At 70.5% G+C, this 24,876-nt stretch carries 26 protein-coding genes, 1 tRNA gene and 1 pseudogene; 14 read left to right on the top strand and 14 right to left on the bottom strand.

What is annotated here, in order from left to right; genetic code table 11:
• Window positions 1-179: 179 nt before the first annotated feature.
• Together MTBUT4_RS15360 and MTBUT4_RS15355 are read right to left on the bottom strand one after the other, a co-directional pair.
• Window positions 180-950 carry a serine protease gene (locus MTBUT4_RS15360; RefSeq protein WP_173980574.1) on the bottom strand — a complete coding sequence of 257 codons (771 nt, stop codon included), beginning with the start codon at window positions 948-950 and terminating at the stop codon, window positions 180-182.
• A complete protein-coding gene (locus MTBUT4_RS15355) occupies window positions 947-1,912 on the bottom strand; it encodes a mitochondrial fission ELM1 family protein (protein WP_173980573.1) in 966 nt (321 codons plus the stop codon). Before MTBUT4_RS15355 ends, MTBUT4_RS15360 begins: the two co-directional genes overlap by 4 nt.
• A gap of 145 nt (window positions 1,913-2,057) precedes the next feature.
• Between MTBUT4_RS15355 and MTBUT4_RS15350 the strand changes: the two genes are divergently transcribed.
• From MTBUT4_RS15350 to MTBUT4_RS15340, 3 genes are all read left to right on the top strand, one after another.
• Window positions 2,058-2,294: a hypothetical protein gene (locus MTBUT4_RS15350; RefSeq protein ID WP_173980572.1), complete on the top strand. Its 237-nt coding sequence runs from the start codon at window positions 2,058-2,060 to the stop codon at window positions 2,292-2,294.
• A 204-nt stretch (window positions 2,295-2,498) separates the two neighbouring features.
• Window positions 2,499-3,188: an orotate phosphoribosyltransferase gene (locus tag MTBUT4_RS15345; protein ID WP_173980571.1), complete on the top strand. Its 690-nt coding sequence runs from the start codon at window positions 2,499-2,501 to the stop codon at window positions 3,186-3,188.
• Between the two features lie 115 nt (window positions 3,189-3,303).
• On the top strand, window positions 3,304-6,489 hold the full coding sequence (locus MTBUT4_RS15340; protein WP_173980570.1) for a PAS domain S-box protein: 3,186 nt from the start codon (window positions 3,304-3,306) through the stop codon (window positions 6,487-6,489).
• A gap of 5 nt (window positions 6,490-6,494) precedes the next feature.
• On the opposite strand, the gene MTBUT4_RS15335 is transcribed toward MTBUT4_RS15340, so the two are convergent.
• Window positions 6,495-7,424 carry an MBL fold metallo-hydrolase gene (locus MTBUT4_RS15335; protein ID WP_173980569.1) on the bottom strand — a complete coding sequence of 310 codons (930 nt, stop codon included), beginning with the start codon at window positions 7,422-7,424 and terminating at the stop codon, window positions 6,495-6,497.
• A 494-nt stretch (window positions 7,425-7,918) separates the two neighbouring features.
• Between MTBUT4_RS15335 and MTBUT4_RS15330 the strand changes: the two genes are divergently transcribed.
• Window positions 7,919-8,719, top strand: coding sequence for a transglycosylase SLT domain-containing protein (locus MTBUT4_RS15330; RefSeq protein WP_173980568.1), 801 nt, complete (start codon window positions 7,919-7,921; stop codon window positions 8,717-8,719).
• A gap of 37 nt (window positions 8,720-8,756) precedes the next feature.
• A complete protein-coding gene (otsB, locus tag MTBUT4_RS15325; RefSeq protein ID WP_173980567.1) occupies window positions 8,757-9,527 on the top strand; it encodes a trehalose-phosphatase in 771 nt (256 codons plus the stop codon).
• 32 nt (window positions 9,528-9,559) lie between these two features.
• Here the strand turns inward: otsB and MTBUT4_RS15320 are convergent, their stop codons facing one another.
• Window positions 9,560-10,132, bottom strand: coding sequence for a tetratricopeptide repeat protein (locus tag MTBUT4_RS15320; protein ID WP_173980566.1), 573 nt, complete (start codon window positions 10,130-10,132; stop codon window positions 9,560-9,562).
• A 325-nt stretch (window positions 10,133-10,457) separates the two neighbouring features.
• Entirely contained in the window at window positions 10,458-10,583 is a 126-nt protein-coding gene (gene ykgO / locus MTBUT4_RS15315; protein ID WP_008614494.1) for a type B 50S ribosomal protein L36, read from the bottom strand.
• A 130-nt stretch (window positions 10,584-10,713) separates the two neighbouring features.
• Between ykgO and MTBUT4_RS15310 the strand changes: the two genes are divergently transcribed.
• Complete coding sequence (locus MTBUT4_RS15310; RefSeq protein WP_254434885.1) at window positions 10,714-11,526, top strand: N-formylglutamate amidohydrolase; 813 nt, start codon at window positions 10,714-10,716, stop codon at window positions 11,524-11,526.
• Between the two features lie 138 nt (window positions 11,527-11,664).
• Complete coding sequence (locus MTBUT4_RS15305; protein ID WP_173980565.1) at window positions 11,665-11,826, top strand: hypothetical protein; 162 nt, start codon at window positions 11,665-11,667, stop codon at window positions 11,824-11,826.
• A gap of 40 nt (window positions 11,827-11,866) precedes the next feature.
• On the opposite strand, the gene MTBUT4_RS15300 is transcribed toward MTBUT4_RS15305, so the two are convergent.
• Window positions 11,867-12,256 carry a response regulator gene (locus MTBUT4_RS15300; RefSeq protein WP_173980564.1) on the bottom strand — a complete coding sequence of 130 codons (390 nt, stop codon included), beginning with the start codon at window positions 12,254-12,256 and terminating at the stop codon, window positions 11,867-11,869.
• A 238-nt stretch (window positions 12,257-12,494) separates the two neighbouring features.
• Between MTBUT4_RS15300 and MTBUT4_RS15295 the strand changes: the two genes are divergently transcribed.
• A complete protein-coding gene (locus MTBUT4_RS15295) occupies window positions 12,495-12,758 on the top strand; it encodes a DUF2312 domain-containing protein (RefSeq protein WP_173980563.1) in 264 nt (87 codons plus the stop codon).
• 260 nt (window positions 12,759-13,018) lie between these two features.
• Here the strand turns inward: MTBUT4_RS15295 and MTBUT4_RS15290 are convergent, their stop codons facing one another.
• From MTBUT4_RS15290 to cysC, 3 genes are all read right to left on the bottom strand, one after another.
• Window positions 13,019-13,396: a dihydroneopterin aldolase gene (locus MTBUT4_RS15290; RefSeq protein WP_173980562.1), complete on the bottom strand. Its 378-nt coding sequence runs from the start codon at window positions 13,394-13,396 to the stop codon at window positions 13,019-13,021.
• 11 nt (window positions 13,397-13,407) lie between these two features.
• Window positions 13,408-13,899 (bottom strand): 2-amino-4-hydroxy-6-hydroxymethyldihydropteridine diphosphokinase, encoded by a 492-nt coding sequence (gene folK / locus MTBUT4_RS15285; RefSeq protein WP_173980561.1) that lies wholly within the window; start codon window positions 13,897-13,899, stop codon window positions 13,408-13,410.
• 70 nt (window positions 13,900-13,969) lie between these two features.
• Window positions 13,970-15,250 (bottom strand): adenylyl-sulfate kinase, encoded by a 1,281-nt coding sequence (cysC, locus tag MTBUT4_RS19610; protein WP_254434884.1) that lies wholly within the window; start codon window positions 15,248-15,250, stop codon window positions 13,970-13,972.
• Between the two features lie 137 nt (window positions 15,251-15,387).
• On the opposite strand from cysC, the gene MTBUT4_RS15270 reads away from it, so the two are divergent.
• From MTBUT4_RS15270 to MTBUT4_RS15260, 3 genes are all read left to right on the top strand, one after another.
• Complete coding sequence (locus MTBUT4_RS15270) at window positions 15,388-15,828, top strand: rhodanese-like domain-containing protein (RefSeq protein ID WP_173980560.1); 441 nt, start codon at window positions 15,388-15,390, stop codon at window positions 15,826-15,828.
• A gap of 217 nt (window positions 15,829-16,045) precedes the next feature.
• Window positions 16,046-17,623, top strand: a complete 1,578-nt coding sequence (locus tag MTBUT4_RS15265) for a murein L,D-transpeptidase (RefSeq protein ID WP_173980559.1) — start codon at window positions 16,046-16,048, stop codon at window positions 17,621-17,623.
• A 92-nt stretch (window positions 17,624-17,715) separates the two neighbouring features.
• Window positions 17,716-18,285: a DUF882 domain-containing protein gene (locus tag MTBUT4_RS15260; protein WP_173980558.1), complete on the top strand. Its 570-nt coding sequence runs from the start codon at window positions 17,716-17,718 to the stop codon at window positions 18,283-18,285.
• Here the strand turns inward: MTBUT4_RS15260 and MTBUT4_RS15255 are convergent.
• Window positions 18,276-18,950 carry a hypothetical protein gene (locus MTBUT4_RS15255; RefSeq protein ID WP_173980557.1) on the bottom strand — a complete coding sequence of 225 codons (675 nt, stop codon included), beginning with the start codon at window positions 18,948-18,950 and terminating at the stop codon, window positions 18,276-18,278. The genes MTBUT4_RS15260 and MTBUT4_RS15255 overlap by 10 nt on opposite strands.
• Window positions 18,951-19,107: 157 nt before the next feature.
• Here MTBUT4_RS15255 and MTBUT4_RS15250 point away from each other — a divergent pair, with 157 nt between their 5' ends.
• A complete protein-coding gene (locus MTBUT4_RS15250; RefSeq protein WP_254434883.1) occupies window positions 19,108-21,180 on the top strand; it encodes an ATP-binding protein in 2,073 nt (690 codons plus the stop codon).
• Between the two features lie 105 nt (window positions 21,181-21,285).
• The gene (locus MTBUT4_RS15245) at window positions 21,286-21,987 is read left to right on the top strand and encodes a response regulator transcription factor (RefSeq protein ID WP_173980555.1); all 702 of its coding nucleotides are present in this window, start codon (window positions 21,286-21,288) and stop codon (window positions 21,985-21,987) included.
• Between the two features lie 28 nt (window positions 21,988-22,015).
• Here the strand turns inward: MTBUT4_RS15245 and MTBUT4_RS15240 are convergent, their stop codons facing one another.
• From MTBUT4_RS15240 to MTBUT4_RS15230, 3 genes are all read right to left on the bottom strand, one after another.
• Window positions 22,016-22,453: a hypothetical protein gene (locus tag MTBUT4_RS15240; protein ID WP_173980554.1), complete on the bottom strand. Its 438-nt coding sequence runs from the start codon at window positions 22,451-22,453 to the stop codon at window positions 22,016-22,018.
• A 202-nt stretch (window positions 22,454-22,655) separates the two neighbouring features.
• Window positions 22,656-23,246: a GNAT family N-acetyltransferase gene (locus MTBUT4_RS15235; protein ID WP_173980553.1), complete on the bottom strand. Its 591-nt coding sequence runs from the start codon at window positions 23,244-23,246 to the stop codon at window positions 22,656-22,658.
• Window positions 23,243-24,127: an N-formylglutamate amidohydrolase gene (locus tag MTBUT4_RS15230; protein ID WP_173980552.1), complete on the bottom strand. Its 885-nt coding sequence runs from the start codon at window positions 24,125-24,127 to the stop codon at window positions 23,243-23,245. Before MTBUT4_RS15230 ends, MTBUT4_RS15235 begins: the two co-directional genes overlap by 4 nt.
• 348 nt (window positions 24,128-24,475) lie before the next feature.
• Between MTBUT4_RS15230 and MTBUT4_RS15225 the strand changes: the two genes are divergently transcribed.
• Window positions 24,476-24,550 (top strand) — tRNA-Val (locus MTBUT4_RS15225).
• A 111-nt stretch (window positions 24,551-24,661) separates the two neighbouring features.
• Here MTBUT4_RS15225 and MTBUT4_RS15220 read toward each other — a convergent pair.
• Window positions 24,662-24,876 (bottom strand): annotated as a pseudogene (locus MTBUT4_RS15220) (diguanylate cyclase); the annotation flags it as partial.

Here is a 24,876-nt window from a genome sequence, read left to right as displayed (position 1 = left end):
GGTAATCTGTCCGCTTCCGCCAACATCACCCTGGACGCGGCCGACACCAAGGGCTCCCGAAGGCTCTCCGAAAAATAAACCGGACAGAAGTGGGTCAAGCCCGGACATGACGGCAATGCGTTGAAAAACCCATAAAAAAAATGTGAATGCCGTAGGCCTGCGGCAGGGGGAGGAAGGCTTCATCGTCCCAACGGCGTCGCCGCGCTGCCGGTCTGGCCGGCGGCGGCGCCCTGCTTGGCGGCCTCGGCCAGGAACGACGACACCGGCACGGCGCCGCCCAGGACCTTGCCGCCTTCGAAGGTGAAGGTGGCGACGTGGATGGCGGCCAGGGTCGGGCGGCCTTCGCGCCAGACCAGCACCGGCGCCCCGGAATCGCCGTGGACGGCGTCGCAATCGTGGGTCAGCACGCCGCCGCCCAGGGTCCCGATGATGGCGCAGCCCATATGGGCGGTGGGGACGTGCGGGCGGTCCTGGCCGTAGCCGGTGGTCACCACCTTGTCGCCCACCGCCGGGGCGCGCCCGAGGCCGACCCAGCCGGCCACCTCGCCCACCGGCTCGGCCAGCACCAGCAGCGCCCAGTCGGCGGCGGCGGGGCCGGGGCCGTAGGGCAGGCCGAACCTCCAGCCGGGCGCCACCATTGTGCGCTCCACCAGGCTGTGCTTCAGGTAGGCGCCCTTGTCGTAGCCGGCGACGAAATGCAGCGAGCCGGCGGGCATGGGCGCCCGGGTCTTCCTGTTCCACAGGCAATGGGCGGCGGTGACCGCCAGGCGCGGCCCCACCAGCACGCCCGAGCAATGGCCGCCCATGCCGTTGTTGACACGGCCGATGGCGCTCCAGGGATAGTCCGCCCCGCTCACCATGACGCGGTCGTCGGCGCCCTTGATGCCCTTCAGGCCCTCGGCGGCGGCGGGGGTGGCGAGCAGCGCCAGCAGGAGGACGAGCCGTCTCATCCCCACCGCCTGATGATCTCGGCGGCGATGGCGCCGGCGGCGTTGAGCGGCGGATGGGTCCAGGCCTGCAGCCGGGTCCCCTCTTCCAGCGGCCGGGCGAGGCCGAGGGCGTAGAGTTCGGCATGCAGGCGGGCGTGCTTGTCCGCCGCCCAGCCCGGCGGCGCGAACAGGTAGAGCGGGGCCGGCGCGGCGCAGGCCTCGCAGGCCATGGACACCGAATCGCCGGTGACCACCACGGCGTCGGCCAAGGCGAGGAAACCGAAATAGGGATTGTCGCCGCCGGCGCCCCAGCGATGCACGAAGCGCGGCTCGGGCAGGACGGCCAGCAGCGCCTCTTCCGAGTCCGCTCCGGTGCGCCGGCTGGTGGTGACCAGCAGCGAGCCGCCCTCGGCCAGGGCGGCGGCGCGACGGCCCAGTTCGGCCGCCATTTCGGGCGGAAAGGGACGCTTGCGGGTGGCGCCACCGACCACCAGGGCCAGCCACGGGCGCGGCAGATGGGCGAAGCGCGGGCGCCACACCTCGGCCTCGGCGGCCAGGCGGGCGGCGGTGACCCGGTGCGGCGCCCCGGTCACCGCCATGACGTTGGCGCCCCTGGGCGGCGCGCCGTCATGGTTGGGCACGCAGATCAGATCGAACTCGTCACGCCCGCCGGGGCCGGGATCCATCACCTGGACCAGCCGCGCCCCGCATTGCCGCTTGATCCAGCGCGCCACCGGGGCGGTGCGGCGGCCGGCGGCGATCACCAGATCGGGCCAGGGCGGCGCCAGCGCGGCACCGGTCTCGGCCGTCACCCCCAGCAGCGAGGCGCCGCGCAGCGGGTTGGGCAGCCCGCCCAGGCGGCCGTAGCGCACCGCCTTGACGGCGAACGGGCGCCCCAGCGCCTCGGCCACCCCCAGGCATTGGGCGACGTTGCCGGCGCGGTCATCGGCCAGCACCCATACCCTGGGGGAGTCCTTGTCCATGCCCGGTCCGATCCCACATTCAGCCGGGCCGAAGGTCCGCCAAACCGCGCGCTTTTGCAACCCCCGCACCGCCCAAAGCGCAACTCTGCCCGCTGCGGACCTGCGCTATCATCGGACTTGCCAAGCCATTGGAGGGAGGATCGCCATGACACTCGATCGCCACCAAGTGGAAGAGATCATGGGCCGCCTGGACGACCTCAAGCTGGCCGAGATCCTGGAGACCGGCGCCTCGCCGGGCGAGCTGGTCGAGGCCAAGCGCTGGACCCAGGGCTACAAGCACACCATCGCCGAGGACGCGCCGCTGCGCCCCACCGTGGTCAACCGGCTGTGCGAGATCATCCGCATGGACGAGCCGGAATGGTATGATGGCGAACCAGGCTGAGGGAGGACGAGCCCCCCCCCTTGCGGGGGAGGGTTGGGGTAGGGGGCGAACCGCGTCGGCGCCAGAGTGTGCGACTCCACCCCGCCCCCAACCCCTCCCCATCAAGGGGAGGGGAGGTTTGTGCGTCATCCCCTCCCCCCTCTTGCGGGACAAGGCGGTTGTGGCCTATAGAGCCACAGCCGACAACCCGGAGAGGCCGATTCCATGCAGACCGCTTCCCGCACGCCTGAACAGAAGCAGGCGGGCCTGACCACCGCCCGCATCCTGCTCGAGATCAAGGCCGTCAATTTCCGCCCCGAGGAGCCCTATACGCTGACCTCGGGCTGGGCCAGCCCGGTCTATGTGGATTGCCGCAAGGTCATCAGCTTCCCCCGCGCGCGGACCACCATCACCCAGCTGATGACCGCCGCCATCCTGCGCGAGGCCGGCTACGAGAGCACCGACGCCATCGCCGGCGGCGAGACCGCCGGCATCCCCTATGCCGCCTGGATTTCCCAGCAGATGGGCCTGCCCATGCTGTACGTGCGCAAGAAGCCCAAGGGCTTCGGCCGCAACGCCCAGATCGAGGGCGAGATGAAGCCGGGCAGCCGGGTGGTGCTGGTCGAGGACCTGGCCTCGGATGGCGCCTCGAAGGTCAATTTCGTCAACGCCCTGCGCGAGGCCGGGGCCGAGATCAGCCATTCCTACGTGGTGTTCTTCTACAGCGTCTTCCCCGGCGCCCTGAAGTCGCTGAACGAGATCGGCGTGCATCTGGGCTATCTCGCCAATTGGTGGGACGTGCTGGAAGTGGCCGAGCAGGACGGCCTGTTCGACAAGCGCAAGATCGACGACGTGCGCTCGTTCCTGCACGATCCGGTGCAGTGGTCGAAACTTCACGGCGGACGCGCCGAGTAGTCTTTCTCCCGTTGTTGGACCGGTGCGGCCGCCGCCGGCCGCACCTCCTTTTTTCGGTTCCCGCCGTCCTGCCCCGCCCCCACCTTTGATTTGTGGCACGATGGGTCAGACGGCGATGAGCGCGACTTCCGCATCCGACAAGGCGGTCGGCAACGAGACCGAGCCCGGCACCTTCGCGGCGCGGGCGCGCCTGTGCCGCCGGCTGTCCGGCGCCTGCGCCGCGCTCCTGATGCTGCTGTCGGCTGTGGTCCTGGCCGGCTGGCAGTGGGACCTGATGGTGCTGCGCTCGGGCGTGCCGTCGTGGAATTCCATGCAGCCGCTGACCGCGGTGGCGTTCGCCTTCCTCGGCCTGGCGCTGGCCACCGACCGCCTGGGCTGGCCGCGTCTTGCCCGCCTGGTGGTACTGGCGGCGGCGGCCATCGCCGTCTGCGCCGTGTGGCAGCACCTCACCAGCCGCGATTTGGGCATCGATGCCTGGCTGTTCCCCGACAAGGTGCCCCTGCAGGCGCTGAAATATCCCGGCCGCATGGCCGAGATTTCCACCGTCGAGTTCCTGCTGTTCGCCGCCGCCCTGTGGCTGTCCGGCCCCGAGCGGCCGGTCTGGGCGTTCTGGCTGCCGGCCACCATCGGGCTGGTCCTAGCCTGCATCGGCGTCACCGGGTACGTGTTCGGCGCGCAACGCCTGACGTCGTTCGGGTCCTATGCGGCCATGGCGGTGCACAGCGCAATCGGGTTCATGGTCGCCTTTCTGGGCTTGCTGCTGTCGCGGCCGCGGCGCAGCTGGGTGCGGCTCCTGATCTCGACCCGGCTGGGCGGCACCGTGGTGCGCCGGCTGATCCCGGTGGTGATCGGTCTGCCGCTGGCGGTGGGCTGCGTGGTGCAACTGGCCTTCGGCCGGCTGCAGGCGGGCTTCCAGCTGGCGCTGGCGCTGGTGGTGGTGATGGCAGGCCTCAGCGTGGTGATCGGCTGGCTGGCGCGGCAGCTGGACCGGGTCGATGCCGAGCGGGCCAGCACCGCGCTGCGCATGCTGGTCTCGGAGGCGGCCTTCCGCGCCGCCCAGGAGGCGGCGCTGTTCGGCGTGGCGCTGCTGGACGCGGTGAGGGGCGGACGCGGCAAGGTGGTGGCGTTCCGCGAACGCTACGTCAATCCGGCGGCGCTGCGCCTGTTGGGAGCCCAGGACGGCAACGCGGTCCAGGCCCTGCTGACCGACGGCATGTTCGAGACCTGCGCCGGCGTGGCCGAGACCGGCCGGCCCTTCGACGGCGAGGTCTGCCGCGAGGTGGCCGGCTCCCCCCACTGGCTGCGCGTCCAGGCGGTCAAGGTGGAGGATGGCATCGCCATCTCGCTGTTCGACATCACCGACCGCCGCCAGGCCGAACGCGGCATGGCGCGGGCCGAGGCGCGCTACCGCTCGGTGGTCGATACCGCCGTCGATGCCATGGTGGTGATCGACGAGCACGGCACCATCGCCGCCTTCAACCGCTCGGCCGAGCGGACCTTCGGCTATACCGTCGAGGAAGCGATGGGGCGCAACGTGCGCATGCTGATGCCCGAGCCCGACCGCTCGTCCCACGACGACTACCTCGCCAATTACAAGCGCACCGGCGAGGCCCGCATCATCGGCATCGGGCGCGAGGTGACCGGGCGGCGCAAGGACGGCTCCACCTTTCCGGTCGAGCTGGCCATTGCCGAATGGCGGGACGGCCCCGCCCGCTTCTTCACCGGCATCATGCGCGACATCACCGCCCGCAAGGCCGCCGAGGACAGCCTGAAGCGCAGCGAGGCCTCCTATCGCACCGTGTTCGACCAGGCGGCGGTGGGCATCGTCCGCGTGTCGCTCGACGACGGCCGCATCCTCGAGGCCAATCGCAAGTTCTGCTCCATCGTCGGCTACACCATGGCCGAGGTGGCCGGCCTGAAGATGCAGGACATCGTGGCCCCCGGCTTCTTCGCCGCCGAGCAGCGGCTGCTGGTCTCGCTGGCCCGCCGGGACCGCGACAGCTTCATCATCGAGAAGCAATACATCCGCAAGGACGGCTCGGCGGTCTGGGTGCGGGTGACCACCTCGGTGCCGCGCGGCGAGAGTTCCCTGCGCATCTCGGTGGTCGAGGACATCTCCGAGCAGATGCGCATCCTCACCGAACTGCAGGAGGCGGAGGAGCGGGCCCGCCGCGCCCAGGAGGCGGCCGAGGCCGCCAACCGCGCCAAGAGCGCCTTCCTCGCCGCCGCCTCGCATGATCTGCGGCAGCCGGTCCAGGCCATGGTGCTGATGAACGGCGCCCTGTCGGACCGCCTGCAGGGCCACCCGGCGGCCACCATCGTGCGCCACCTCAGCGCCTCCATCGGCGCCATGCAGCGATTGCTGGAAGGCCTGCTGGACGTGTCGCGCCTGGATGCCGGCGTGGTCACCGCGGCCGCGACCGAGGTGGCTCTGGGGCCGATCCTGGAGCGGCTCGGCGAGGAATATGCGGCCCAGGCCGCCGAGCGCGGGCTGACCCTGCGCCACGTCCGGTGCAGCGCCTGGTGCCGCACCGATCCGATGCTGTTCGAACGCATCCTGCGCAACCTGATCGAGAACGCGCTGCGCTACAACGTTCCCGGCGGCCGCGTGCTGATCGGCTGTCGCCGCACCGGCGACCGGCTGAAGGTGATCGTGCGCGACACCGGCATCGGCATTCCGGCGGACATGCAGGCCTTGGTATTCCAGGAATTCTTCCAGGTCGGCAACCCCGAGCGCGACCGCGAGAAGGGGCTGGGGCTGGGACTGTCCATCGTGCGCCGGCTGGCCGGCCTGCTCGGCCACCGCCTCGATCTGGTGTCGCGCCCCGGATGGGGCTCGTGCTTCACGATCGAGACGCCCGCCGTGCCGCCGCCCGCGACCCTGCCCGGGGCGGAGGTGCCGCCCCAGGAGCCGGCGGTCGCCTGCGAGGCCGGCCGCATCCTGGTCATCGACGACGAAAGGATGGTGCGCGACGCCCTGTCCATGCTGCTGGTGCAGTGGGGCTGCGAGGTGCTGGCGGCGGCGGATTGCGACGAGGCGGTCGCCCTGTCCCGCCGCGGCCCGCCGCCCGACGTCATCCTGGCCGATTTCCGCCTGCGCGAGGGCCGCAACGGGGTGCAGGCGGCGAAGGCGGTGGAGGCCGCCTGCGGCCGGCCCATCCCGACCATCGTGCTGACCGGCGACACCGACCCCGACCGCCTGCACGAAATCCAGCGCGGCGGCTATCCGGTGGCCCACAAGCCGGTGGTGCCGGAACGCCTGCGCGCCATGGTGGTCGCCACCCGCGGCCGCCCGGGCTGAGCGTCCTATTCGAACTCCATCTCCTCGAACACCCGCATGGCGTTGCGCCGGGCCAGCTGGTCGGCCATGGCCAGGCCCAGGAAGGCGGCCTGGTCGATGCCCGCGGCCGCCTCCATGCCGCCGCCGGCGGCCAGGACCTTGGCGACCTCGCGGCGCAGATGGGCAAGGTAGTCGGCGGTGGCGGCCCGCGCCGCGGCCAGGGTGGCCGGGCGGCCGTGGCCGGGGACCACCTGGGCCGGACCCAGCGCCGCCAGGGTCTCGAAGGCCGCCAGCCAGTCCTTGGACCTGGAGACGTCGAGGACGCCCAGCATCCGCTCGGTGAAGACGATGTCGCCGGCGAAGGCGATCCTCGCCTCGGGCAGCCAGACGATGCTGTCGCCCGGCGTATGGGCGTGCCCGGCGGGAATCAGCTCGAGGCGGGTGCCGCCGACGACCAGCTCGCGGCGGGCCTCGAAGGTCTCGGTGGCGTTGACCGCCCTGGTGCCGGCAAGGCGGTCGGCGCCGATCAGCATGCCCATCGCCTGCATCTGCATGTCCGCCCGCGCCTTCTGGTCGGCGACGGCGCGGGCCGAGGCGATCAGGCGGGCGCCCTTGGCCCGGAAATGGTCGTTGCCGAGCCAGCGGTGGTCCTGGCCGCCGGTATTGACCACGGCGATCACCGGCTTGACGGTGACCGTCTTCAGCGCCGCCTCGATGGCCTCGGCCCCGGCCCGGCTGCCGCCGGAATCGATCAGCACCACGCCCTCGGCGGTCACCACCGCGCCGAAGGTGGCGTTGTTGCCCAGGTTGACGGCGGAGCGCTGGCTGAGCTCGCCGACCAGCGCGTAGACGTTGTCGGCCACCTTGTGGACCTGCAGCGGCCCGGCCAGCGCCGTTGCCGGCGCAAACAACGCCACGGCGAGCGCCGCCAGCCGCCATGCGGTCGAAATTCGCATCTCCGATCCTCCGTTGCCTTTCCCGGGCCCAGGATAATCGAATATCAGCGGCGATGCATGAAATGACCCGGGAGGATCGACCATGGCCCGACATTTCCGGATTGCCGCCAGCCGCTTCGCCCTGGCGGCCCAGGATGCCGACATCGACCGCAGCTGAGGCGCTGGCAACCGGTAAGCCCTTGGCGAATCCCAGAAAAAAAGCCCCGGCACGAAGCCGGGGCTCAAGTTTAGGGAGGAAACGTCCAAGAAAGGCAACAAGAGGATCGTCGAAGACAATCCGTTTGCTGCAGTGCAATATATACGGGGCGCTTTGCTGCGATGCAAGGGAAAAAGCATGCCGAAGTGATACCTCTGCCGAGATATGGCAGAATTCCTGGCCTTTCCGGCTATGCAGCCCAGCCATGTCGCCATACCGGACGCTGCACTGGCAGAAATGGCACGGAGCGTGCAAATATGGGGGGCGGTTGGCATCGGCCGGAAGGATTGCGCGCCCCATGGGCTGGACCGGGAAATTGGCGGGATTGGTGGTGCTGGCGGCGGCCCTGGCGGCCTGGCGGCCGGCCGCCGCCGCGCCCGCGGTGCCGCCCGACAGCCTGTGCGCCGCCCAGACCGCCGAGAACGAGCGCAATTACGGGATCCCGGCGCGGCTGCTCGATTCCATCTCGGTGGTCGAATCGGGGCGCTACGACCGCCAGCGCAAGGAAACCCTTGCCTGGCCATGGACCGTCACCGCCCAGGGAGAGGGAAAATATTTCCCCTCGAAGCACGAGGCCATCGCCGAGGTCAAGCGCCTGCGCACCAAGGGGGTCAAGAACATCGACGTCGGCTGCATGCAGGTCAACCTGATGTACCACCCCGAGGCCTTCGCCTCGCTGGACGACGCCTTCGACCCGGCGACCAACGTCGCCTACGCCGCCCGCTTCCTGAAGGGTCTGTTCGGCGCCACCGGGCACTGGGTGACGGCGGCGTCCTACTACCATTCCCAGACCCCCTCGCTGGCTTCGGCCTATCGCGACCGGCTGATGAAGGTGTGGAACGGCGCCGCCACCGCCACGCGCGAGGCCGCCGCCACCTTCACGCCGGTCAAGCCCGGCCCGGCCGGCCGGCCGGTGCCCTCGACCGGCCGGGTCGATGAGATGCGCGCCAAATGGCGCGCCCAGCAGGCCGAGAACGCCGGCGAGGCCAAGGCCATCGCCGCCGCCTACCGCCAGGCCCGGCTGGCCGAATACCAGTTGCGCCGCGCCCGCATGATCCAGCTGCGGCGCGAGCGCGGATTGCCGCTGGACGGCTATTGAAGGTTGACGTCGGGCGTCGACGCCCTAAGTTGGGACCATGGATACCCGGCTACCGCCCCCGCCGCCGCCGGCCCGCCACTGGGCCTGGCTGCTCGACATCGACGGCACCCTGATCGACATCGCCCCCACCCCGTCGGCCATCGACATGCCGGTGGCGGTGCCGCAGCTGCTGCAGGCCCTGTCCGACTGCCACGGCGGCGCGGTGGCGCTGGTCAGCGGCCGGGCGCTGGAGAACATCCGCGCCCTGGTCGCCCCCTTCGACCCGCCCGCCGCCGGCCTGCACGGGCTTGAGCGCCGCAGCGCCGACGGCACGGTGACGGTGCCGCCGCCCTTCCCCGCCTTGGCCGACATCCGCCGCCGCCTGGCGCCGGCGCAGGACTGGCCCGGCGTGCTGGTCGAGGACAAGGGGCTGGCCCTGGCCGTCCACTACCGTCTGGCGCCCGAGCGCGAGGGCGCCTGCCGGCTGCTGGTCGAAGGCATCGTCGCCGACCACCCCGACTTCGCCGTGCTGGCCGGCAAGATGGTGCTGGAGGTCAAGCCGGCGGGCTGGGACAAGGGCGGCGCCGTGCGCGCCTTCATGGCCGAGGCGCCCTTCGCCGGCCGGATGCCGGTCTTCGTCGGCGACGACGTCACCGACGAGGCCGGCTTCGAGGCCGCCAACGCCCTCGGCGGGCTGTCGGTGCTGGTGGGCGACTGGCGCCCCACCGCGGCCGGCCACTACCTGCCCGACATCGAATCCTGCCGCCGCTGGCTGGCCGAAGCCGCCGGCTCCCGCTGGTCTCCCCATGCCGGCGCGGGCGGTGATTAAATCGGCACGGGAAGTTAAATCGGCACGGGAAGTTAAATCGGCACTCCGGCCAGTTCCTCGCGCAGGTCGTTGCTTTCCTCGCGCACGTCGTCCAGGTGGGGATTGAGGGCCAGGGCGGCTTCGAACGCCTTGAGGGCGGCCTGCTTGTCCTCGAGTTCGAGGAAGATGCGGCCCAATCCGGCCAGGGCGCCGAAATGGCGCGGCTCAAGCGCCAGCACCCGTTCGATGTCGATCAGCGCCTCGCCGTATTCGTCGCGCAGGTAATGCACGGTGGCGCGCAGGTTCCAGCCCTCGGCCCAGCCGGGGGCCATGGCCACCACCCGATCCAGGGTCGCCAGCGCCGCGGCGGTGTCGCCGGCATGGATGGCCTCGACCGCGCTGGTGGTCATGGCGTCCACCGGGCGGCTGCCCGACTGGGCCCAGACATGGCGGATGGTGATCTCGATCATCCGCGCCTCTTCGCCGCTGGGCGTGGTGCGCAGGCGCTGGAACAGGGTGTCCAGGCTGGAGCGGGTCCCGTCCACGCGCGGCCCGGGCTCGGTCGAGCACGACATGCTCGCGCCGAGAAGCAGGACCAGGGCAATGGATGCCAGCAGCCGTCTCATTCCCGGGATATGGGCAGCCCGGACCGCCGTGCCAACGGGCGCCCCCGATGCCCGGTGGAGACGCCGGACGGGGTGCGCCACCGGCGGGCGGGTCCTCGCCTTCGGATGGCCCATGCCGCCCATGGGGCCGGCCGCCACCGCCTTTGGTTAGGTCATGGCCGGTGACGCTTTTCCCCGGCCCGCCGGAACGGGCGACCTCCCGTGCCCGGCCAGGGCCGGCGCGGCACGGCGGACGGTGGTCCACCCCTGCCATAACGGAAAAACGAAAACCGCGCTGACCAGATGGCCAGCGCGGTCGCGCCCGAAACGGCGAAACAGCTTCGGATCAGCCCTGGCGGGCCTTGAAGCGGGGGTTCGTCTTGTTGATGACGTACACCCGGCCCTTGCGGCGGACGATGCGGCAGTTCTTGTCGCGCAGCTTGGCCGACTTCAGCGAGTTGCGAATCTTCATGGTCCCAATCCTACTCAAGCAAGGTCGCCGTTGGCGTTCCGACGGGTGCTGTCCCGGGTGCGCGACCGGAGGCGGGGAAAATACGGAAAGCGTGGGGGTGTGTCAACACCCGCGGCGAGGTGTTCCGCGCATGAAGGACTGCTATAATTCCGTCATGCTGCGCTTCCTTCCTCCCGCCTCTCCCGAGCCGGCGCCGTTCGAGACCGTCGCCGGCCGCGACGATGCCGGCGTGCTGGTCGTCTGCGACCATGCCTCGGCGGCCATTCCTGCCCGTTACGGCGATCTCGGGCTGCCGGCCGAGGCGCTGGCCTCGCACATCGCCTGGGACATCGGCGCCGCCGGAGTGGCACGGCTGCTGGCCGCCAGGCTGGGCTGCCCGGCGGTGCTGGCGGGAATCAGCCGCCTGGTCATCGACTGCAACCGCATGCCGGGCGATCCCGGCTCGATCCCGGCGCTCACCTGCGGCGTCGCGGTGCCGGGCAACGCCGCGGTCACCGACGCCGAGGCCGATGCCCGCGCCCAGGCCTGGTTCCAGCCCTACCACGACGCCATCACCACCGCGCTGGCCCATCTGCGCCGCCACGGCCCGGTGCCGGCCATGGTCTCGGTCCACAGCTTCACGCCGTGCCTGGGGACCGCGCCCCGGCCCTGGCATGTGGGCGTTCTGTCCAACCGCGACCGCCGCATGGCCGAGCCGGTGCTGGCCGCCCTTGCCGCCCGCCCCGGCCTGGTGGTGGGCGACAACCAGCCTTATTCCGGGCGCGAGATCAACTACACCCTGGACACCCATGCCGGTGCCGCCGGCCTGCCCCACGTCTCGTTCGAAATCCGCCAGGATCTGGTGGCCGATCCGGCAGGCTGGGGCGACTGGGCCGCCCTCCTGGCCGATGTGCTCGCCCCGGTGCTGGCCGAGTCCGCCCTGCATCGGATCGCGATCGCCTGACCCCAGCGGGTGGGGCCGCCCCGCTCCATGCGGGTGTTGAATTAGTTAAATGAAATACTTATTTTGCCCCGATGCGCGGCCGGCGCGTTCGGCAGACACCTTGCGGCCGCGATCAGCACCCCAGCCAGCGAGGGCTCCATGAACAGCACCACTTTGAACCTGACCGCCGCCCCCGAGACGCCACCCAAGTCCCCCGGCCGCTGGGGCGAGCTGGCGCTGGGCGTGGCGTTCCTGTTCACCGTCGGCACCGCCTTCACCGCGGCGTTGGGTCTGGGGCTGATCCTGTTCGTCGGCCACTGAGGGAATCGGGGGGCCGGGCGCGGCCGGGCGACCGGCCCGGTCAGGCCGCTACGCGCGCCGCCAGCACCCGCTCGACCTGGCGGGCCAGCTGATCGCGGCTGAACGGCTTGGGCAGGAAGCCGAACACGCCGGCATCGACGGCGCGGGCGATGGTGTCGGGCGTGTGCTCCCCGCTCATCAGGATGAAGGGGATGCCGGCCAGCGCCGGTTCGTCGCGCATGGCGCGGAACAGCTGCAGGCCGTCCAGCCCGCCCATGTTCCAGTCCGACACCACCAGGTCGTAGCGGTTGGCGCGCAGGGCCGCCAGGGCCTCGGCACCGTCGCCCGCCTCATCGACGACGAAATCGCCGGCCACCTGCAGCATGCTGACCACCAGGCGGCGCAGCAGAACGCTGTCTTCGGCAATCAGGACGCGCTTTTCGTACAGCATGCCTCGGTCCTCTGGGATTTCGCCTCTACTTTCGCCGCTTTGGCGCCCATCGCGCTACCGCACCAAGGATGCAGAACCATGCGCATTGGCAGGTGCCGGCGGCGATCGCCTAATACCGAGGGTCCAGAGGTCGGAGCCCGAAAGGGTAACACCGGTTCGACCATGCTTGATCGTCCGGGGGGGACCGGACTAAGGTGCGGCCCCTGACCAGCCGACCTGTTTGCGGGGGAACGAAAGCATGAGCGACGAGCAGTCCAACAGCCAGATCGGCGGCATCGCCGCCGAAGCGTTGCGCCAGTTCATCGAGCGCATCGAACGCCTGGAGGAGGAGAAGAAGGCGCTGGCGGCCGACATCAAGGACGTCTACGCCCAGGCCAAGTCGCAGGGCTTCGACACCAAGATCATGCGCAAGCTGATTTCGCTGCGCAAGATGGAGGACGCCGAGCGCGAGGAGACCGACCAGCTCATCGACCTCTACAAGGCGGCGCTGGGGATGGTGTAAGGGCCTTCGCCCCTCCCCCGCGTGCGAAGCACGCATTGTTGGAAGACGGGCTCGGCCCTCAAGGGAGCTTTGCGAAACTATGCCCGAGGACGCCCTCGTCCTTCGAGACGACCGCTGGCGCGGTCTCCTCAGGATGAGGGCTTTAATGATTTCAACGCATTAAGCCTCATCCTGAGGAAGCCCGCAGGGCTGTCTCGAAGGATTAGGCGTCCCCGGCCCGGATTTCGCAAATGTCCCGCAAGGGGGAGGGTTCGAGGGGATTATTCCCGCCGCCGCTCGATCTCGATGCCGACCGAGGCGGCCTCGGCGTAGACGTCCAGCTTCTCGACCTTGATGCGCACCGACTGCACCCGCTCGTCGGCCAGGCACAGGCCGGCGATCTTGTCGGCCAGGGTCTCGACCAGGTTGATGTGGCCGTCGGCCAGCATGCGCTTGATGCCGTCGATGACGTCCTCGTACGACACCACGTTGGCGATGTCGTCGTTCATCGGACCGGCCTGCTCGAACACCGCCATGTCGACATTGACCCGCACCCGCTGCGGCGCCAGCAATTCGTGGGCGTGGATGCCGATGGAGCATTTCAGCACCAGATCGCGCACCAGGATGCGGTAGAGCTTGGTTTCGGCGGTGGCGAACATGACGAGGCTCCCTACTCCAGCCCTTCGGCGACCACCACCACGTCGTCGTCGCGGGGCAGCGCGTCCAGCATCTCTTCCACGGTGCGGCCGGCCAGGGGATGCACCACCCGGGCGGCGATATCGGCCAGCGGCGCCAGGGCGAACCGGCGTTCCGGCAGGCGCGGATGGGGTATGGTCAGGTCGGACTCGTCCAGCACGAGGCCGCCGTAGATCAGGATGTCCAGGTCGATCAGGCGCGGACCGAAGCGGATGGTCTTCTCGCGCCCCAGCTCCGCCTCGACGCCCTTGAGGCCGGCCAGAAGATCGCGCGGCGCCAGCCCGGTCTCGACCCGCGCCGCCATGTTGAGGAAGGCGGGCTGGTCGAGGACGTAGAGCGGCGCGGTCTCGTACACCCGGGACAAGGCCTCGACGCGCGCCATCCCGCCCAGCGCCGCCACGGCGGCGCGGAGATTGGCGAAACGGTCGCCGAGATTGCTGCCGAGACCCAGGAAGACGGTAGCCATGGCCCAAGGGGTATGCCGCGAAGGGCGCAACAATCCTCCAGAACCGGCGCCATGGCAAGCGCGGAAGCGCCTATTCCGCCGCCGCTCCCACCACCGCCGCACCGAAGCGCGCCTCGACGTAGGCCATCAACTCGGCGACCGATTCCTCCAGGCTCCGGCCGGCGGTGTCGATCACCAGATCCGGCGCCGACGGCGGCTCGTAGGGGGCCGAGACGCCGGTGAATTCCGGGATCTGGCCCAAGCGGGCCTTGCGGTACAGGCCCTTGGGATCGCGCCGCTCGCATTCCGTCAGCTGGGTGGCGACGAAGACCTCGTGGAAGGCGTCGGGCGCGATCGCCCGCACCCGGTCGCGGTCCGCCCGGTAGGGGCTGATGAAGGCGGTGATCGCCAGCATGCCGGCCTGCGCGAAAAGGTGCGCCACCTCGCCGACCCGGCGGATGTTCTCGGCCCGGTCCGCCGGCGAGAATCCGAGATCGGCGCACAGCCCGTGGCGGACGTTGTCGCCGTCCAGCACCGTGGCCTGCCAGCCCCGCAGGAAAAGGCGGCGTTCCAGCTCCATGGCAAGAATCGACTTGCCGGAGCCCGACAACCCGGTCAGCCAGACCACCCCGCCCTTGTGGCCGTTGGCCCGCGCCCGCGCCGCCTGGGTCACCTGGTGCTCGACGGCGAAGAGGTTGCGCCCGGCCACGGTGGCGAGGGTGGTGTGGATGCCGCATTCGCTTTTGCCGAGGCCGGACCAGCGGCCGGCGCGCGCCGGCTCGTCGGCGCCGGTGGGCCGGGTGCAGGGGCGGCAGCCGACCGAGCGATAGCCGCGGGCGGCCAGCGGGTGGCGCGGCAGCCCGCGCGCGACGAAGGCGGCTTCCACCTCTGCGCCGGACCAGGTCGCCAGGGGGCTGATCTTGAGCGGGCCACTCCCCGCCTCCACCCGCGCCAGCGCCTCGCGGCCGAACCCGTGGGAGCGCTTGCGGCCGTCGATGAGGGCGGCGAAGCCGGCGGCGGCGCGCCCAAACGGGGCGACCTTGCGCAGGGCGCAGCAGCGGTCGGGATTGCTGCGCCACAGCGCCTCCGCCTCGGCCCGCTCGGCCGCGGAGGGGCGCACGACGCGGACATCCGACAGGCCCAGATGGCGTTCGAGCGTGTGGCGGTAGGCCAGCGTCTCGTCGAACAGCTCGCCGGTGTCGATCAACAGCACCGGCAGGGCGCGGTCGACCTGGGCCACCAGGTCGAGCAGCACCGCCGATTCGGGGCCGAAGGAGGCGATCGCGGCGACCTTGCCGGGCAAGGCATTCGCCACCGCCTCGATCAGCGCCCGGCCGTCCAGCTGGGCCCAGGCCTGTGGTGGAAGAGGCATCGAAGGCATCTCCTTTTTCACATACAATTTGTGTTGTAATTTTCTTATTTACGTCATCGCACAGCATAGTTTATGAAGTCAACGACAGTTTGTTGTTAAAATGTCTATCAACACCAAGACATGTGGAGTTCGCAGCCATGTCCGTCCCCGCCGCCGCCCCGGTTGCCTATGCCGGCGAGATTTCGCCGGCGGACTCCTGGCGCGTTCTCGCCGCCGATCATGGCGCAAAGTTGGTCGACGTCCGCACCCAGGCCGAATGGGTCTATGTCGGCCTTCCCGACCTGGCGGCCATCGGCAAGCAGCCGCTGCTGGTGTCGTGGCAGCTGTTCCCGGCCATGCAGCGCAACGAGGACTTCGCGCAGCAGCTGGCCGCCCAGGGGGTGCGCCCCGGCGACACCGTGCTGTTCATCTGCCGCTCGGGGGTGCGGTCGAAGGCGGCGGCGGAATTCGTGACCCAGCTGGGCTACCGCTCCGCCTGGAACGTCACCGACGGCTTCGAGGGGCCGCTGAACGAAGGCCGCCACCGTGGCGACAAGGCGGGATGGAAGGCGGCCGGCCTGCCCTGGCTGCAAAGCTGAATCCACACTGTTGCTTTTTCGCCGCACTGGCGTGCCGGCGGCGAGCCGGCACCGGATGGACGTTGACTCGGATGCGCGCCGGCTCGATATGCATGCGCGGGGAAGCGGTGCCGCTTCGGGCATGGCGGCGTGACGGGCATGGCAGCCCGGAATCGTGCGCGCCGGGCGCGCGCCCGCCGCCTATACTCCCGCCCCGGAACAAAGAGGCGAGTTTGCGTTGCTGCCGTTCGCGCGTCCCCTGATCCTCTGCCTGGCCGTGGCGTTCGCCGCAGCCGCCCCTGCGGCTGCGGCCGAACCGACCGAGCTGCAACGCCTGCTCGACGGCGGGACCGGGCCGCGCCTGCACGAGGCCGGCGCCCTGCGCGCCTTCTACCGCCACCGCAGCTGGAAGCCGGCCTGGCCCGGGGCCAAGGGCGAGGCGATGATCCGCGAGGTCCAGGCCATCGCCCATGCCGAAGGCCTGGCCGATGATTCCTATGGCCTGCCCCACGCCGCCTCGGAGGTCGAGCGCGATCTCCTGATCTCGGACACCGTGGCCCGTTTCGCCCGCGACCTCGCCATCGGCCGCGTCGCCCCGACCCGCGCCGTGGGCGGCATGGGGCCCGAGACGCGGCCGTCCGCCGATCCGCTGAGGCTGCTGCGCGAGCTGTCGGGCGGCAAGGCCCTGGCCGCCGCCGCCGAAGCCCTGCCGCCGCCTTATGTCGGCTACCGCCGCCTGAGGGCGGCGCTGGAGCGCTACCGCGCCCTGGTGGCGGCGGGCGGCTGGCCGACCCTGCCCGACGGGCCGTCGATCAAGCCGGGGATGGAGGACGAACGGGTGCCGCTGCTGCGCCGCCGCCTGGTGGCGGCCGGCGACCTCGCCGCCTCGGACGATTCCGGCACCGTCCTCGACGACACCCTGGCGGCGGGACTGAGGCGGTTCCAGGCCCGCCACGGCATCGAGCCGGACGGCGCGGTCGGCCGCCAGACCCTGGCCGCCCTCAACGCCAGCGCCGAGGAAAGGCTGCGCCAGATCGCCGTCAACCTGGAACGCTGGCGCTGGATGCCGCGCGCCCTGGCGCCCGAGCACATCGCCGTCAACCTGCCCGCCGCCCACCTGGAGCTGGTGCGCGGCGGCACCATCGCCATGGCCATGCGGGTGGTGGTGGGCGACGTCAAGCACCAGACGCCGTCCATGATGACCACCATGAGTTCGGTGGTGTTCAACCCGACCTGGACGGTGCCGCCGACCATCGCCACCAAGGAAATCCTGCCCAAGCTGAAGAAGGAGCCGGGCTACCTGGCCGCCAACAACATGACGATCCTGGACGCCTTCACCCCCGACAGCCCCGAGGCCCAGGGGGTGGGCATCGACTGGTCGAGCCACCGGACCTTCCCGTGGCGCCTGCGCCAGCGACCCGGGCCGGACAACGCCCTGGGACAGGTCAAGTTCACCCTGTCCAATTCCGACGACATCTACCTGCACGACACCCCCAAGCGGCAGTATTTCGGGCGCATCTTCCGCGCCCTGTCGCATGGCTGCGTCCGGCTCGAGCGGCCGGTCGATCTGGCCCAGGCGCTGCTGGCGCCGGACTGGGCGGCGCGGGTGCCCGACCTCATCGCCGAGACCGAGACCAAGACCATCCGCCTGGAGCGCCCGCTCACCGTCTATCTGATGTACATGACCGCCTGGGCCGACGAGGACGGCACCGTCCACTTCCGCGACGACCTCTACGGCCATGACGGCCGCCTGCGCGCCGCCCTCAAGCGGCCGCGCGCCGTCGCCGAGGCGGGCGGCGCCGATGGCGGCCGGTGACATCCGCACAGATGGGGTAAAGTCCCTACGCGAAGGGTTGACTCCCGCCCCTTGCCCGATGGTATGAGTCATCCCATCAGCAGGGGGGACCCATGCCGAACGGTGATACCGGACCCGATCGTGGCGCGCTGACGCGCCGCTCGTTTCTCGCCCTGGGCGTCGGCGCCGCCTGCGCCACCCTGGCCGCCGACCCGCTGGAAGCGGCGGTCCGCGCCATGCCGGAACGGGCCATCCACCTCTACAACATCCATACCGGCGAATCGGTGCGCACCGTCTATTGGGCCGACGGCCGCTACCTGGCCAAGTCCCTGAGCCAGATCAACCGCCTGCTGCGCGACCACCGCTCCGGCGACACCCATCCCATGGACCCCCGCCTGCTCGACGTGATGACCGCCGTGCACCGCAAGTTCGGCGCCAAGGGCGCCATCCACGTCATCTCCGGCTACCGCTCGCCGCAGACCAACGCCCTCCTGGTCTCGGCCACCGACGGGGTCGCCCACAACAGCCTGCACATGGCCGGCAAGGCGGTGGACATCCGGCTGCCCGGCCAGAGCGTGCGCAAGGTCGGCCGCGCCGCGAAGCTGATGAAGGCCGGCGGCGTCGGCACCTATCCGGCGTCCAATTTCGTCCACGTGGATACCGGCCGCGTCCGCTACTGGTGAGCGGAGCGCCCTTCCAGAAGCGGGCGCAGGCTTTCCACCGCCTGCTCGATGCGTTCGGCCGGCACCGAGCGCAGATCCATGCCGAACCATCCCGAGGGCAGCTCGAACACCCGTTCATCGACCCGCCCGAGCTTGAGGCGTGACAGCCCGGTCTCCACATCGGAGCGGCGGCCCTGGCCGTCGGTGGCGGTGCCGGCCGCCTTGACCAGCACGCCGTCGCGGCTGAACCAGCCCTCGCCGTCGAAGCGCCCGCCCTTGGGTCCGGCGGCGGTGATGCGGTAGCGGGTGGCCTTGATGCCGGCCACCACGTCCTCGCCCAGGCGGGTCCGCTCGACCACCAGCTTGTCGAGCCCGCCGGCCAGGGTGCCGATTGCGGAGAAGCCGAGCCCGACATACCACTTGCCCGAGGGCTTCATCAGGTAGGCCGAATCGGTGTCGCGGCGCAGCAGCAGGGTCTGCCCGCCGCCCTGGGTGTCGAAGTCGCGCCGCTCGCGGCCGGGGGCGTGCCAGACCGTGCCGCGATAGGTCCCCTTGGGTCCGGTGACGTAGAAGTCGGCGGTATAGGCGACCGGTGCGTCCAGCAGGTCGAGGGCGCGTTCCGCCGCCACGGCGGGGCCGCCCCACAGGGCCGCCAGAACCAACGCCATCATGGTCAGTCGAGCCATCACTCTTGCCGTCCCCTTCCCGAAGCGAGCCGTCCGCCAGTGGACACCGGATTCATGGCGAGGATAGGGCCAGGATTAATCCCATGGAACCCCTATCGTTCCCCGCACAGGGCGGGGTAGTATGGCCATCGGCCGGGAAGGAAGGGGCCTGTCCCTCATGATCGCTCGCGATGTCGCCGACCAACTGCACCTGATCGACCGTGCGGTGACCACCCTGGCCCGCTCGACCGAAGCGCTGCTGCGCGCCTCGGACGAGGTCTCCCTGCTCGAGGACATCTGCAAGATCGCCGTCGAGGTCGCCGGCTATCGCCTCGCCTGGGTCGGGTTCGCCGATGACGGGCCGGGACGGCCGGTGAATCCGGTGGCGGCCGGCGGCGACGCCCGCGGCTACCTCGACGGCATCCAGGTCTCCTGGAACGACGACCGGTTGGGCCGCGGTCCCACCGGCACCGCCATCCGCGAGGGCCAACCCCAGGTGGTCATCGACACCGAGTCCGATCCGGCCTTCCAGCCCTGGCGCGAGGGGGCACGCCGTTTCGGCTTCCGCTCGGTGATCGCGCTGCCGCTGTCGGCCGGCGGGGCGCCCCTGGGGGCGCTCACCATCTATGCCGGCGAGCCGATGGCCTTCGACCACGACGAGACCCGGCTGCTCGAGGACGTGGCGCGCAACCTCAGCTACGGCATCGCCACCCTGCGCATGCGCGCCGAGCACGAGCGGGCGGTGCAGGCCCTGGCCGAATCCGAGGAGCGCTACCGCACCCTGATCGAGATGACCCCCGACGCCATCATCGTCCACGCCGAGGGCACCATCCTGTTCGCCAACCAGGCCTGCGAGCGCATCTTCGCCACCGGCGGCCGCCCAATGGAGGGCATGGACATGCTGGCGCTGGTCGGCGAGGAGGCGCGCCGCGCCATCGCCGCGCGCATCGCCAGCCCGCCGGACGGCCGCGTCCTCGCCGAACACCCCATGCTGCGCCTGGACGGCACCGCCTTCGACGCCGAGGTGGTCGGCACCGGCATCACCTTCCACGGCGTGCCCGCCCGTTTCCTGGTCATCCGCGACGTCACCGAGCGCAACCAGGTGCAGCAGCAGCTGGTGCAGGCGGCCAAGCTGGCGACCCTGGGCGAGATGGCGGCGGGGCTGGTGCACGAACTGTCGCAGCCGCTCAACATCATCCGCCTGACCGCCGAAGGCGCGCTGCTGTTCATCGAACGCGGCAAGGCCACGCCGGAATGGCAGGCGCAGCAGTTCCAGCTGGTGGCCGACCAGGCCCAGCGCACCGCCGAGATCATCGACGACATCCGCATCTTCTCGCGGCGCGATTCGTCGCCGGTGCAGGTGTTCGACGCGGTGGCGGCGGTGCGGTCGGCGCTGGGCGTGCTGGAGAACCAGCTGCGTCCCGACGACATCGTCCTGGTCACCGAGCTGACCGGCACGCCCATGCCGGTGCGCGGCCGCAGGGTGCAGCTGGAGCAGGTGGTGATGAACCTGCTGTCCAACGCCCATCATGCCCTGAAGGAAATGCGCGAGCGCGAGGGCCGCGCCACCCAGGCCGAAATCCGCCTGAGCGCCCGGCGCAAGGGCCGCAACGTGGTGATCAAGATCGCCGACAGCGGCCCCGGCATTCCGCCGGCGGTGCAGGCCCGCATCTTCGAGCCGTTCTTCACCACCAAGGAGGCCGGACGCGGCACCGGCCTGGGGCTGTCGGTCAGCTTCGGCATCGTCAATTCCATGGGCGGCCGCCTCGAGGTGGTCGACCAGCCCAAGGGCGCCTGCCTGGCCATCACCCTGCCGCTGGACGCCGACACCCCCCAGGTGCCCGAACCGGCCGAGGTGGCGTCCCCGGTCTTCGCCGGCGAGGGCCACGTGATGGTGGTCGATGACGAGTCCGCCGCCGCCGAAACCCTGGGCCGCTACCTGGGTGAACTGGGCTATCGGGTGACGCTGTCGGCCAACGGCGCCGACGCCTACGACACCTTCATGCGCGATCCGGCCGACGTGGTCATCACCGATCTCCGCATGCCCTCGGGCAACGGCGAGCAGCTGGTGGAGCGCCTGCGCGACTTCGACCCGCTGCTGCCCATCGTCATCGTCACCGGCCATCTCGGCGCCACCGAGCGCCTGGCCGACAGCCTGCAGGACGACCGCTGCGCGGTGATGAAGAAACCGGTCGCGCTGGGCAAGCTGGGCGAGCTGGTCGCCACCTTCCTGCAGCCGCCGTCGGACTGACGAATTTCGCCCCGGCACCGGTTTCCATTGTCGCTTGCGAAACGACTGTCTATACTTTGGTAGCACCGACGCCATCCTTCGGCGACGGGTGAGGAGAACCGCGTCATGCAGATCCTGGTCGCCGACGACCACAAGCTGGTTCGTGATGGTCTGAAGCCGTTCCTGCACGAGCTTGATCCATCGGCGGAGATCCTCGACGCGGCCACGCTGGACGAGGCTTTGGAGGCCGCCGGCAAGGCGACCTCGCTGGGCCTGGTGCTGCTCGACCTGATGATGCCGGGAATGGATGGCCTGAAGGGGCTGGAGACCATCCGCGGTCGCCACCCCACCGTTCCGGTGGTGATCGTCTCGGGCTTCACCACCCGCGACCACGTGGTCTCGGCGGTGCAGGCCGGCGCCGCCGGCTTCATTCCCAAGACGGTCAGCGGCAGCGCCATGGTCAATGCGCTGCGGCTGGTGCTGTCGGGCGAGAAATACCTGCCCTCCTCCACCTTCTTCGACGATCCCGGCAGCCAGATGCCGATGCCGGGCAGCGGCCGGCCGTCCGGCACGCCGGCCCCGTTCGACAAGCTGTCGCGGCGCGAATCGGAAATCCTGGCGCTGCTGGTCGATGGCCGCACCAACAAGGAAATCGCCATCTCGCTGGACCTGCAGGAGATCACCATCAAGGTGCACCTGCGCAACGTCTATCGCAAGATCGGCGCCGCCAACCGGGCCCAGGCGGTGCGCATCGCCATGTCCTCGGGCTGGGCCGACACCCACGTCGCGTCGGTCGCGTCGGCCCAGGCGTTGGCGCGCCAGAACTGAGGGCCGACCACCGCCGGCCCGCCGCCGCTCAGGGACAGGCGGCGCAGGCCAGGCGCTCGATCACCCACGGCTCGAACCGCCGCTTCGCCGCCCCGTCCGCCGCCCATTCGGCGAGCAGGCGGTCGCGCCCGCTCTGCAGCGCGATGGGGCCGGCCAGGTCGCCGGCCAGGGACAGGTTGCGCCCGGCGACGAAGGCGACGTCGCGGGGGTCCGGGCAGGGCAGCGCCTCCACCGCCAGCAGGCCGGCCACGTGGTCGGCGGTATCCACCAGCACGTCGCGGTCGCCAAGGCTGGCGCAGCGCCCGGCCAGAGCGCGGATGCTCCGCCACAGGCGCAGGTTGAGAACGACCGCCTCGTCCAACTGGCCGGCCGAAGTCGCCCGGATCAGGGCCTGCCCGCAGGCCTGCAGCGCCACCGCCAGATCCACGTCGAGACGGCGATCGTGGCGAGTCCACTGAACGTTCATGGATGACCTCCCGCTGCGTATGTTCTCGTTGGGCTGGCGTTTTACGCCTCCGCCGCCGGCAACATAACCGGACAGTGGTCGAAGCCCCGGCGCGCATACGGTTATGGCTTATGGATAGGAGGATAGGCCCGGGCGCTTTCGGGTTAATACGTCAGGCAAAGCGCGCCTGAAACCCCAAGCCCTTGGAATGCCAGAATATTTATCAGGCGATATCTTCGTCCCGGGGGAGTGGCGGTGCCGAGCCGCCATCGGGCAGGGGACGACTGTCGTCGCCCAGGCCCCGGTGCATGATGACCACGTCCACCCAGCGGCCGAATTTCAGCCCGACGCCGCGCAGCACTCCCTCCTGGCGGAAACCGAGCGAGCGGTGCAGGGCGATGGAGGCCTGGTTGGCGGAATCGCCGATCACCGCCACCATGCGCCGGTAGCCCGCCTCGGCGCAGCTCTCGATCAGCGTGCCGAGCAGGGCGCGCCCGACGCCGCGGCCCTGGACGAAGGGGGCGACGTAGATGGAATCCTCGACGGTGTAGCGATAGGCCGAGCGCGGCCGCCACGGGCCGGCATAGGTGAAGCCCAGCACCTCGCCGGCCTCCTCGGCCACCAGATAGGGCAGGCCGCGGCGCACCACCTCGGCGCGGCGCCGTTCCATCTCGGCCACCTCCGGCACCTCCTCCTCGAACGAGGCGGCGGTGCGGGCGACGTAATAGGCATAGATCGCCTGCACGCTGGCCATGTCGTCGGGGCTGGCCTCGCGCACCCGCACCACCAGCGGCGGCGTCACCGGCTTGGTCATGGGAACGCCCGCTCGCGGACCAGGCCGGCCAACGCCGCGATCACCGCCTCGCAATCGGCGGCCAGGCGGGCGAAGTCGGCGGACCTGGCGTGCGCCGCCTCGTCCATGTAGAGGCTGCGGTTGAGCTCGATCTGCAAAGCGTGGCTGCCGGTGCGCGGCTGGCCGAAATGGCGGGTGGTGTAGCCGCCGGCATAGGGGGTGTTGCGCACCACCCGATAGCCGCGGCTGCGATAGACCTCTTCGACCGCATCCACCAGCGGACCGGCGCAGGCGGCGCCGAAGCAGTCGCCCAGCACCACGTCGACGCGCGACAGGCCGACGTCGTGATCCATCGGCCCGCCCACCGAGGGCATGGAATGGCAGTCCACCAGCACCGACCAGCCGAACCGGCGCCGGGTCGCCTCCACCATCTCGCGCAGGCGCTGATGATAGGGGCGGTAGCACAGGTTCAGCCGCCGCTCGATTTCGGCCACCGGCAGCTTGCCGCGGTAGATCTCGGCGCCCGAGGCCACCACCCGGGCGATGGTGCCCAGGCCCGCCGCCACCCGCGGGCTGCGGGAATTGGCGTGGACCGGCAGCGCGCCGTCGAACATGGACGGGTCGAGTTCGTAGGCCTCGCGGTTGGGATCGCAGAAGGCGCGCGGAAAATTGGCGGCCAGCAGCGGCGCGCCGTGGCGCGGGGCGGCGGCGAACAATTCATCGACGAAGCTGTCCTCGGACCGGCGCAGCGCCGCCGGGTCGAGGCGCGACGCGGCGACGAAGGCGGCCGGGTAGTCGCGCCCCGAATGGGGCGACGCGAATACCAGCGGCACCGACTGGTCGGCCGGAGCCAGAACCGTCAGGACCGGGCTGTCGTCGGCGGCGAACGGCGTACTGTCCATCCTCAACGTATTAACAGGAAGCAGGCCGCCTGTCACAGGTTGGAATGCCACCTCCCCCCGCCGCGCCGCGAGGCCGCCGTCCCGCCCCGCCCATCCGCGTCGAGGGGGCTTGCAATGGCCAGAAAAAGCGGCTAAGAGAACGCCCCTCGACGCGCCTTCGCCCAATTCCGGGTGATCGGATCGGCGGCAAGGCACCTCCTGACACGGCGATGCCTGGACCGAACCGGGAGCCGCGTTGAGAGCGCCTCCGGAACGAGGCGTCACGACGGGGTTGACTCCGGCCCGTCGTGAAATCAGGTCGGGGTCCCGGCGGACTTGTCACCCGCAGGATTTGCATATGGTGTTACCGGGCGATTAGCTCAGCGGTAGAGCACACCCTTGACATGGGTGGGGTCACAAGTTCAATCCTTGTATCGCCCACCATGAAGGCCCCAGGGGAAACCCTCGGGGCCTTCGCCGCTTTTTCACTCCCGACGGGGCTGCGCCCGGCGGAGAACGCCGGGGCAGGCATCCGGGTGCCGCGGACCTGCCGGTTCAGGGTTCGCTGGCCGTCCTGGCGCAATCCCGGCCGGCGCTCTTGGCCTGATAGAGGGCCTGATCGGCAAGGCTGACCAGGCCGTCCTGGCTCATTCCCGCGCCCAGCGTTGCGATGCCGGCACTGACCGTGTGCCGTCCACCGGTCCCGAAATCGTGCTCGCGCACCCCGTGGCACAGCCGTTCGGCCAGGGCCAGCGCCTGCCGGACATCGG

The organism is Magnetospirillum sp. UT-4, assembly GCF_902729435.1.
Lineage (GTDB): Bacteria > Pseudomonadota > Alphaproteobacteria > Rhodospirillales > Magnetospirillaceae > Magnetospirillum.
This window is presented reverse-complemented; position numbering and strand designations above follow the sequence as displayed.

Excerpts from the sequence above, each read along its gene's own strand:
- MTBUT4_RS15360 (WP_173980574.1), bottom strand. The coding sequence starts at position 950 with ATGAGACGGCTCGTCCTCCTGCTGGCGCTGCTCGCCACCCCCGCCGCC.
- MTBUT4_RS15355 (WP_173980573.1), bottom strand. The coding sequence starts at position 1,912 with ATGGACAAGGACTCCCCCAGGGTATGGGTGCTGGCCGATGACCGCGCC.
- MTBUT4_RS15350 (WP_173980572.1), top strand. The coding sequence starts at position 2,058 with ATGACACTCGATCGCCACCAAGTGGAAGAGATCATGGGCCGCCTGGAC.
- MTBUT4_RS15345 (WP_173980571.1), top strand. The coding sequence starts at position 2,499 with ATGCAGACCGCTTCCCGCACGCCTGAACAGAAGCAGGCGGGCCTGACC.
- MTBUT4_RS15340 (WP_173980570.1), top strand. The coding sequence starts at position 3,304 with ATGAGCGCGACTTCCGCATCCGACAAGGCGGTCGGCAACGAGACCGAG.
- MTBUT4_RS15335 (WP_173980569.1), bottom strand. The coding sequence starts at position 7,424 with ATGCGAATTTCGACCGCATGGCGGCTGGCGGCGCTCGCCGTGGCGTTG.
- MTBUT4_RS15330 (WP_173980568.1), top strand. The coding sequence starts at position 7,919 with ATGGGCTGGACCGGGAAATTGGCGGGATTGGTGGTGCTGGCGGCGGCC.
- otsB (WP_173980567.1), top strand. The coding sequence starts at position 8,757 with ATGGATACCCGGCTACCGCCCCCGCCGCCGCCGGCCCGCCACTGGGCC.
- MTBUT4_RS15320 (WP_173980566.1), bottom strand. The coding sequence starts at position 10,132 with ATGAGACGGCTGCTGGCATCCATTGCCCTGGTCCTGCTTCTCGGCGCG.
- ykgO (WP_008614494.1), bottom strand. The coding sequence starts at position 10,583 with ATGAAGATTCGCAACTCGCTGAAGTCGGCCAAGCTGCGCGACAAGAAC.
- MTBUT4_RS15310 (WP_254434885.1), top strand. The coding sequence starts at position 10,714 with ATGAAGGACTGCTATAATTCCGTCATGCTGCGCTTCCTTCCTCCCGCC.
- MTBUT4_RS15305 (WP_173980565.1), top strand. The coding sequence starts at position 11,665 with ATGAACAGCACCACTTTGAACCTGACCGCCGCCCCCGAGACGCCACCC.
- MTBUT4_RS15300 (WP_173980564.1), bottom strand. The coding sequence starts at position 12,256 with ATGCTGTACGAAAAGCGCGTCCTGATTGCCGAAGACAGCGTTCTGCTG.
- MTBUT4_RS15295 (WP_173980563.1), top strand. The coding sequence starts at position 12,495 with ATGAGCGACGAGCAGTCCAACAGCCAGATCGGCGGCATCGCCGCCGAA.
- MTBUT4_RS15290 (WP_173980562.1), bottom strand. The coding sequence starts at position 13,396 with ATGTTCGCCACCGCCGAAACCAAGCTCTACCGCATCCTGGTGCGCGAT.
- folK (WP_173980561.1), bottom strand. The coding sequence starts at position 13,899 with ATGGCTACCGTCTTCCTGGGTCTCGGCAGCAATCTCGGCGACCGTTTC.
- cysC (WP_254434884.1), bottom strand. The coding sequence starts at position 15,250 with ATGCCTCTTCCACCACAGGCCTGGGCCCAGCTGGACGGCCGGGCGCTG.
- MTBUT4_RS15270 (WP_173980560.1), top strand. The coding sequence starts at position 15,388 with ATGTCCGTCCCCGCCGCCGCCCCGGTTGCCTATGCCGGCGAGATTTCG.
- MTBUT4_RS15260 (WP_173980558.1), top strand. The coding sequence starts at position 17,716 with ATGCCGAACGGTGATACCGGACCCGATCGTGGCGCGCTGACGCGCCGC.
- MTBUT4_RS15255 (WP_173980557.1), bottom strand. The coding sequence starts at position 18,950 with ATGGCTCGACTGACCATGATGGCGTTGGTTCTGGCGGCCCTGTGGGGC.
- MTBUT4_RS15250 (WP_254434883.1), top strand. The coding sequence starts at position 19,108 with ATGATCGCTCGCGATGTCGCCGACCAACTGCACCTGATCGACCGTGCG.
- MTBUT4_RS15245 (WP_173980555.1), top strand. The coding sequence starts at position 21,286 with ATGCAGATCCTGGTCGCCGACGACCACAAGCTGGTTCGTGATGGTCTG.
- MTBUT4_RS15240 (WP_173980554.1), bottom strand. The coding sequence starts at position 22,453 with ATGAACGTTCAGTGGACTCGCCACGATCGCCGTCTCGACGTGGATCTG.
- MTBUT4_RS15235 (WP_173980553.1), bottom strand. The coding sequence starts at position 23,246 with ATGACCAAGCCGGTGACGCCGCCGCTGGTGGTGCGGGTGCGCGAGGCC.
- MTBUT4_RS15230 (WP_173980552.1), bottom strand. The coding sequence starts at position 24,127 with ATGGACAGTACGCCGTTCGCCGCCGACGACAGCCCGGTCCTGACGGTT.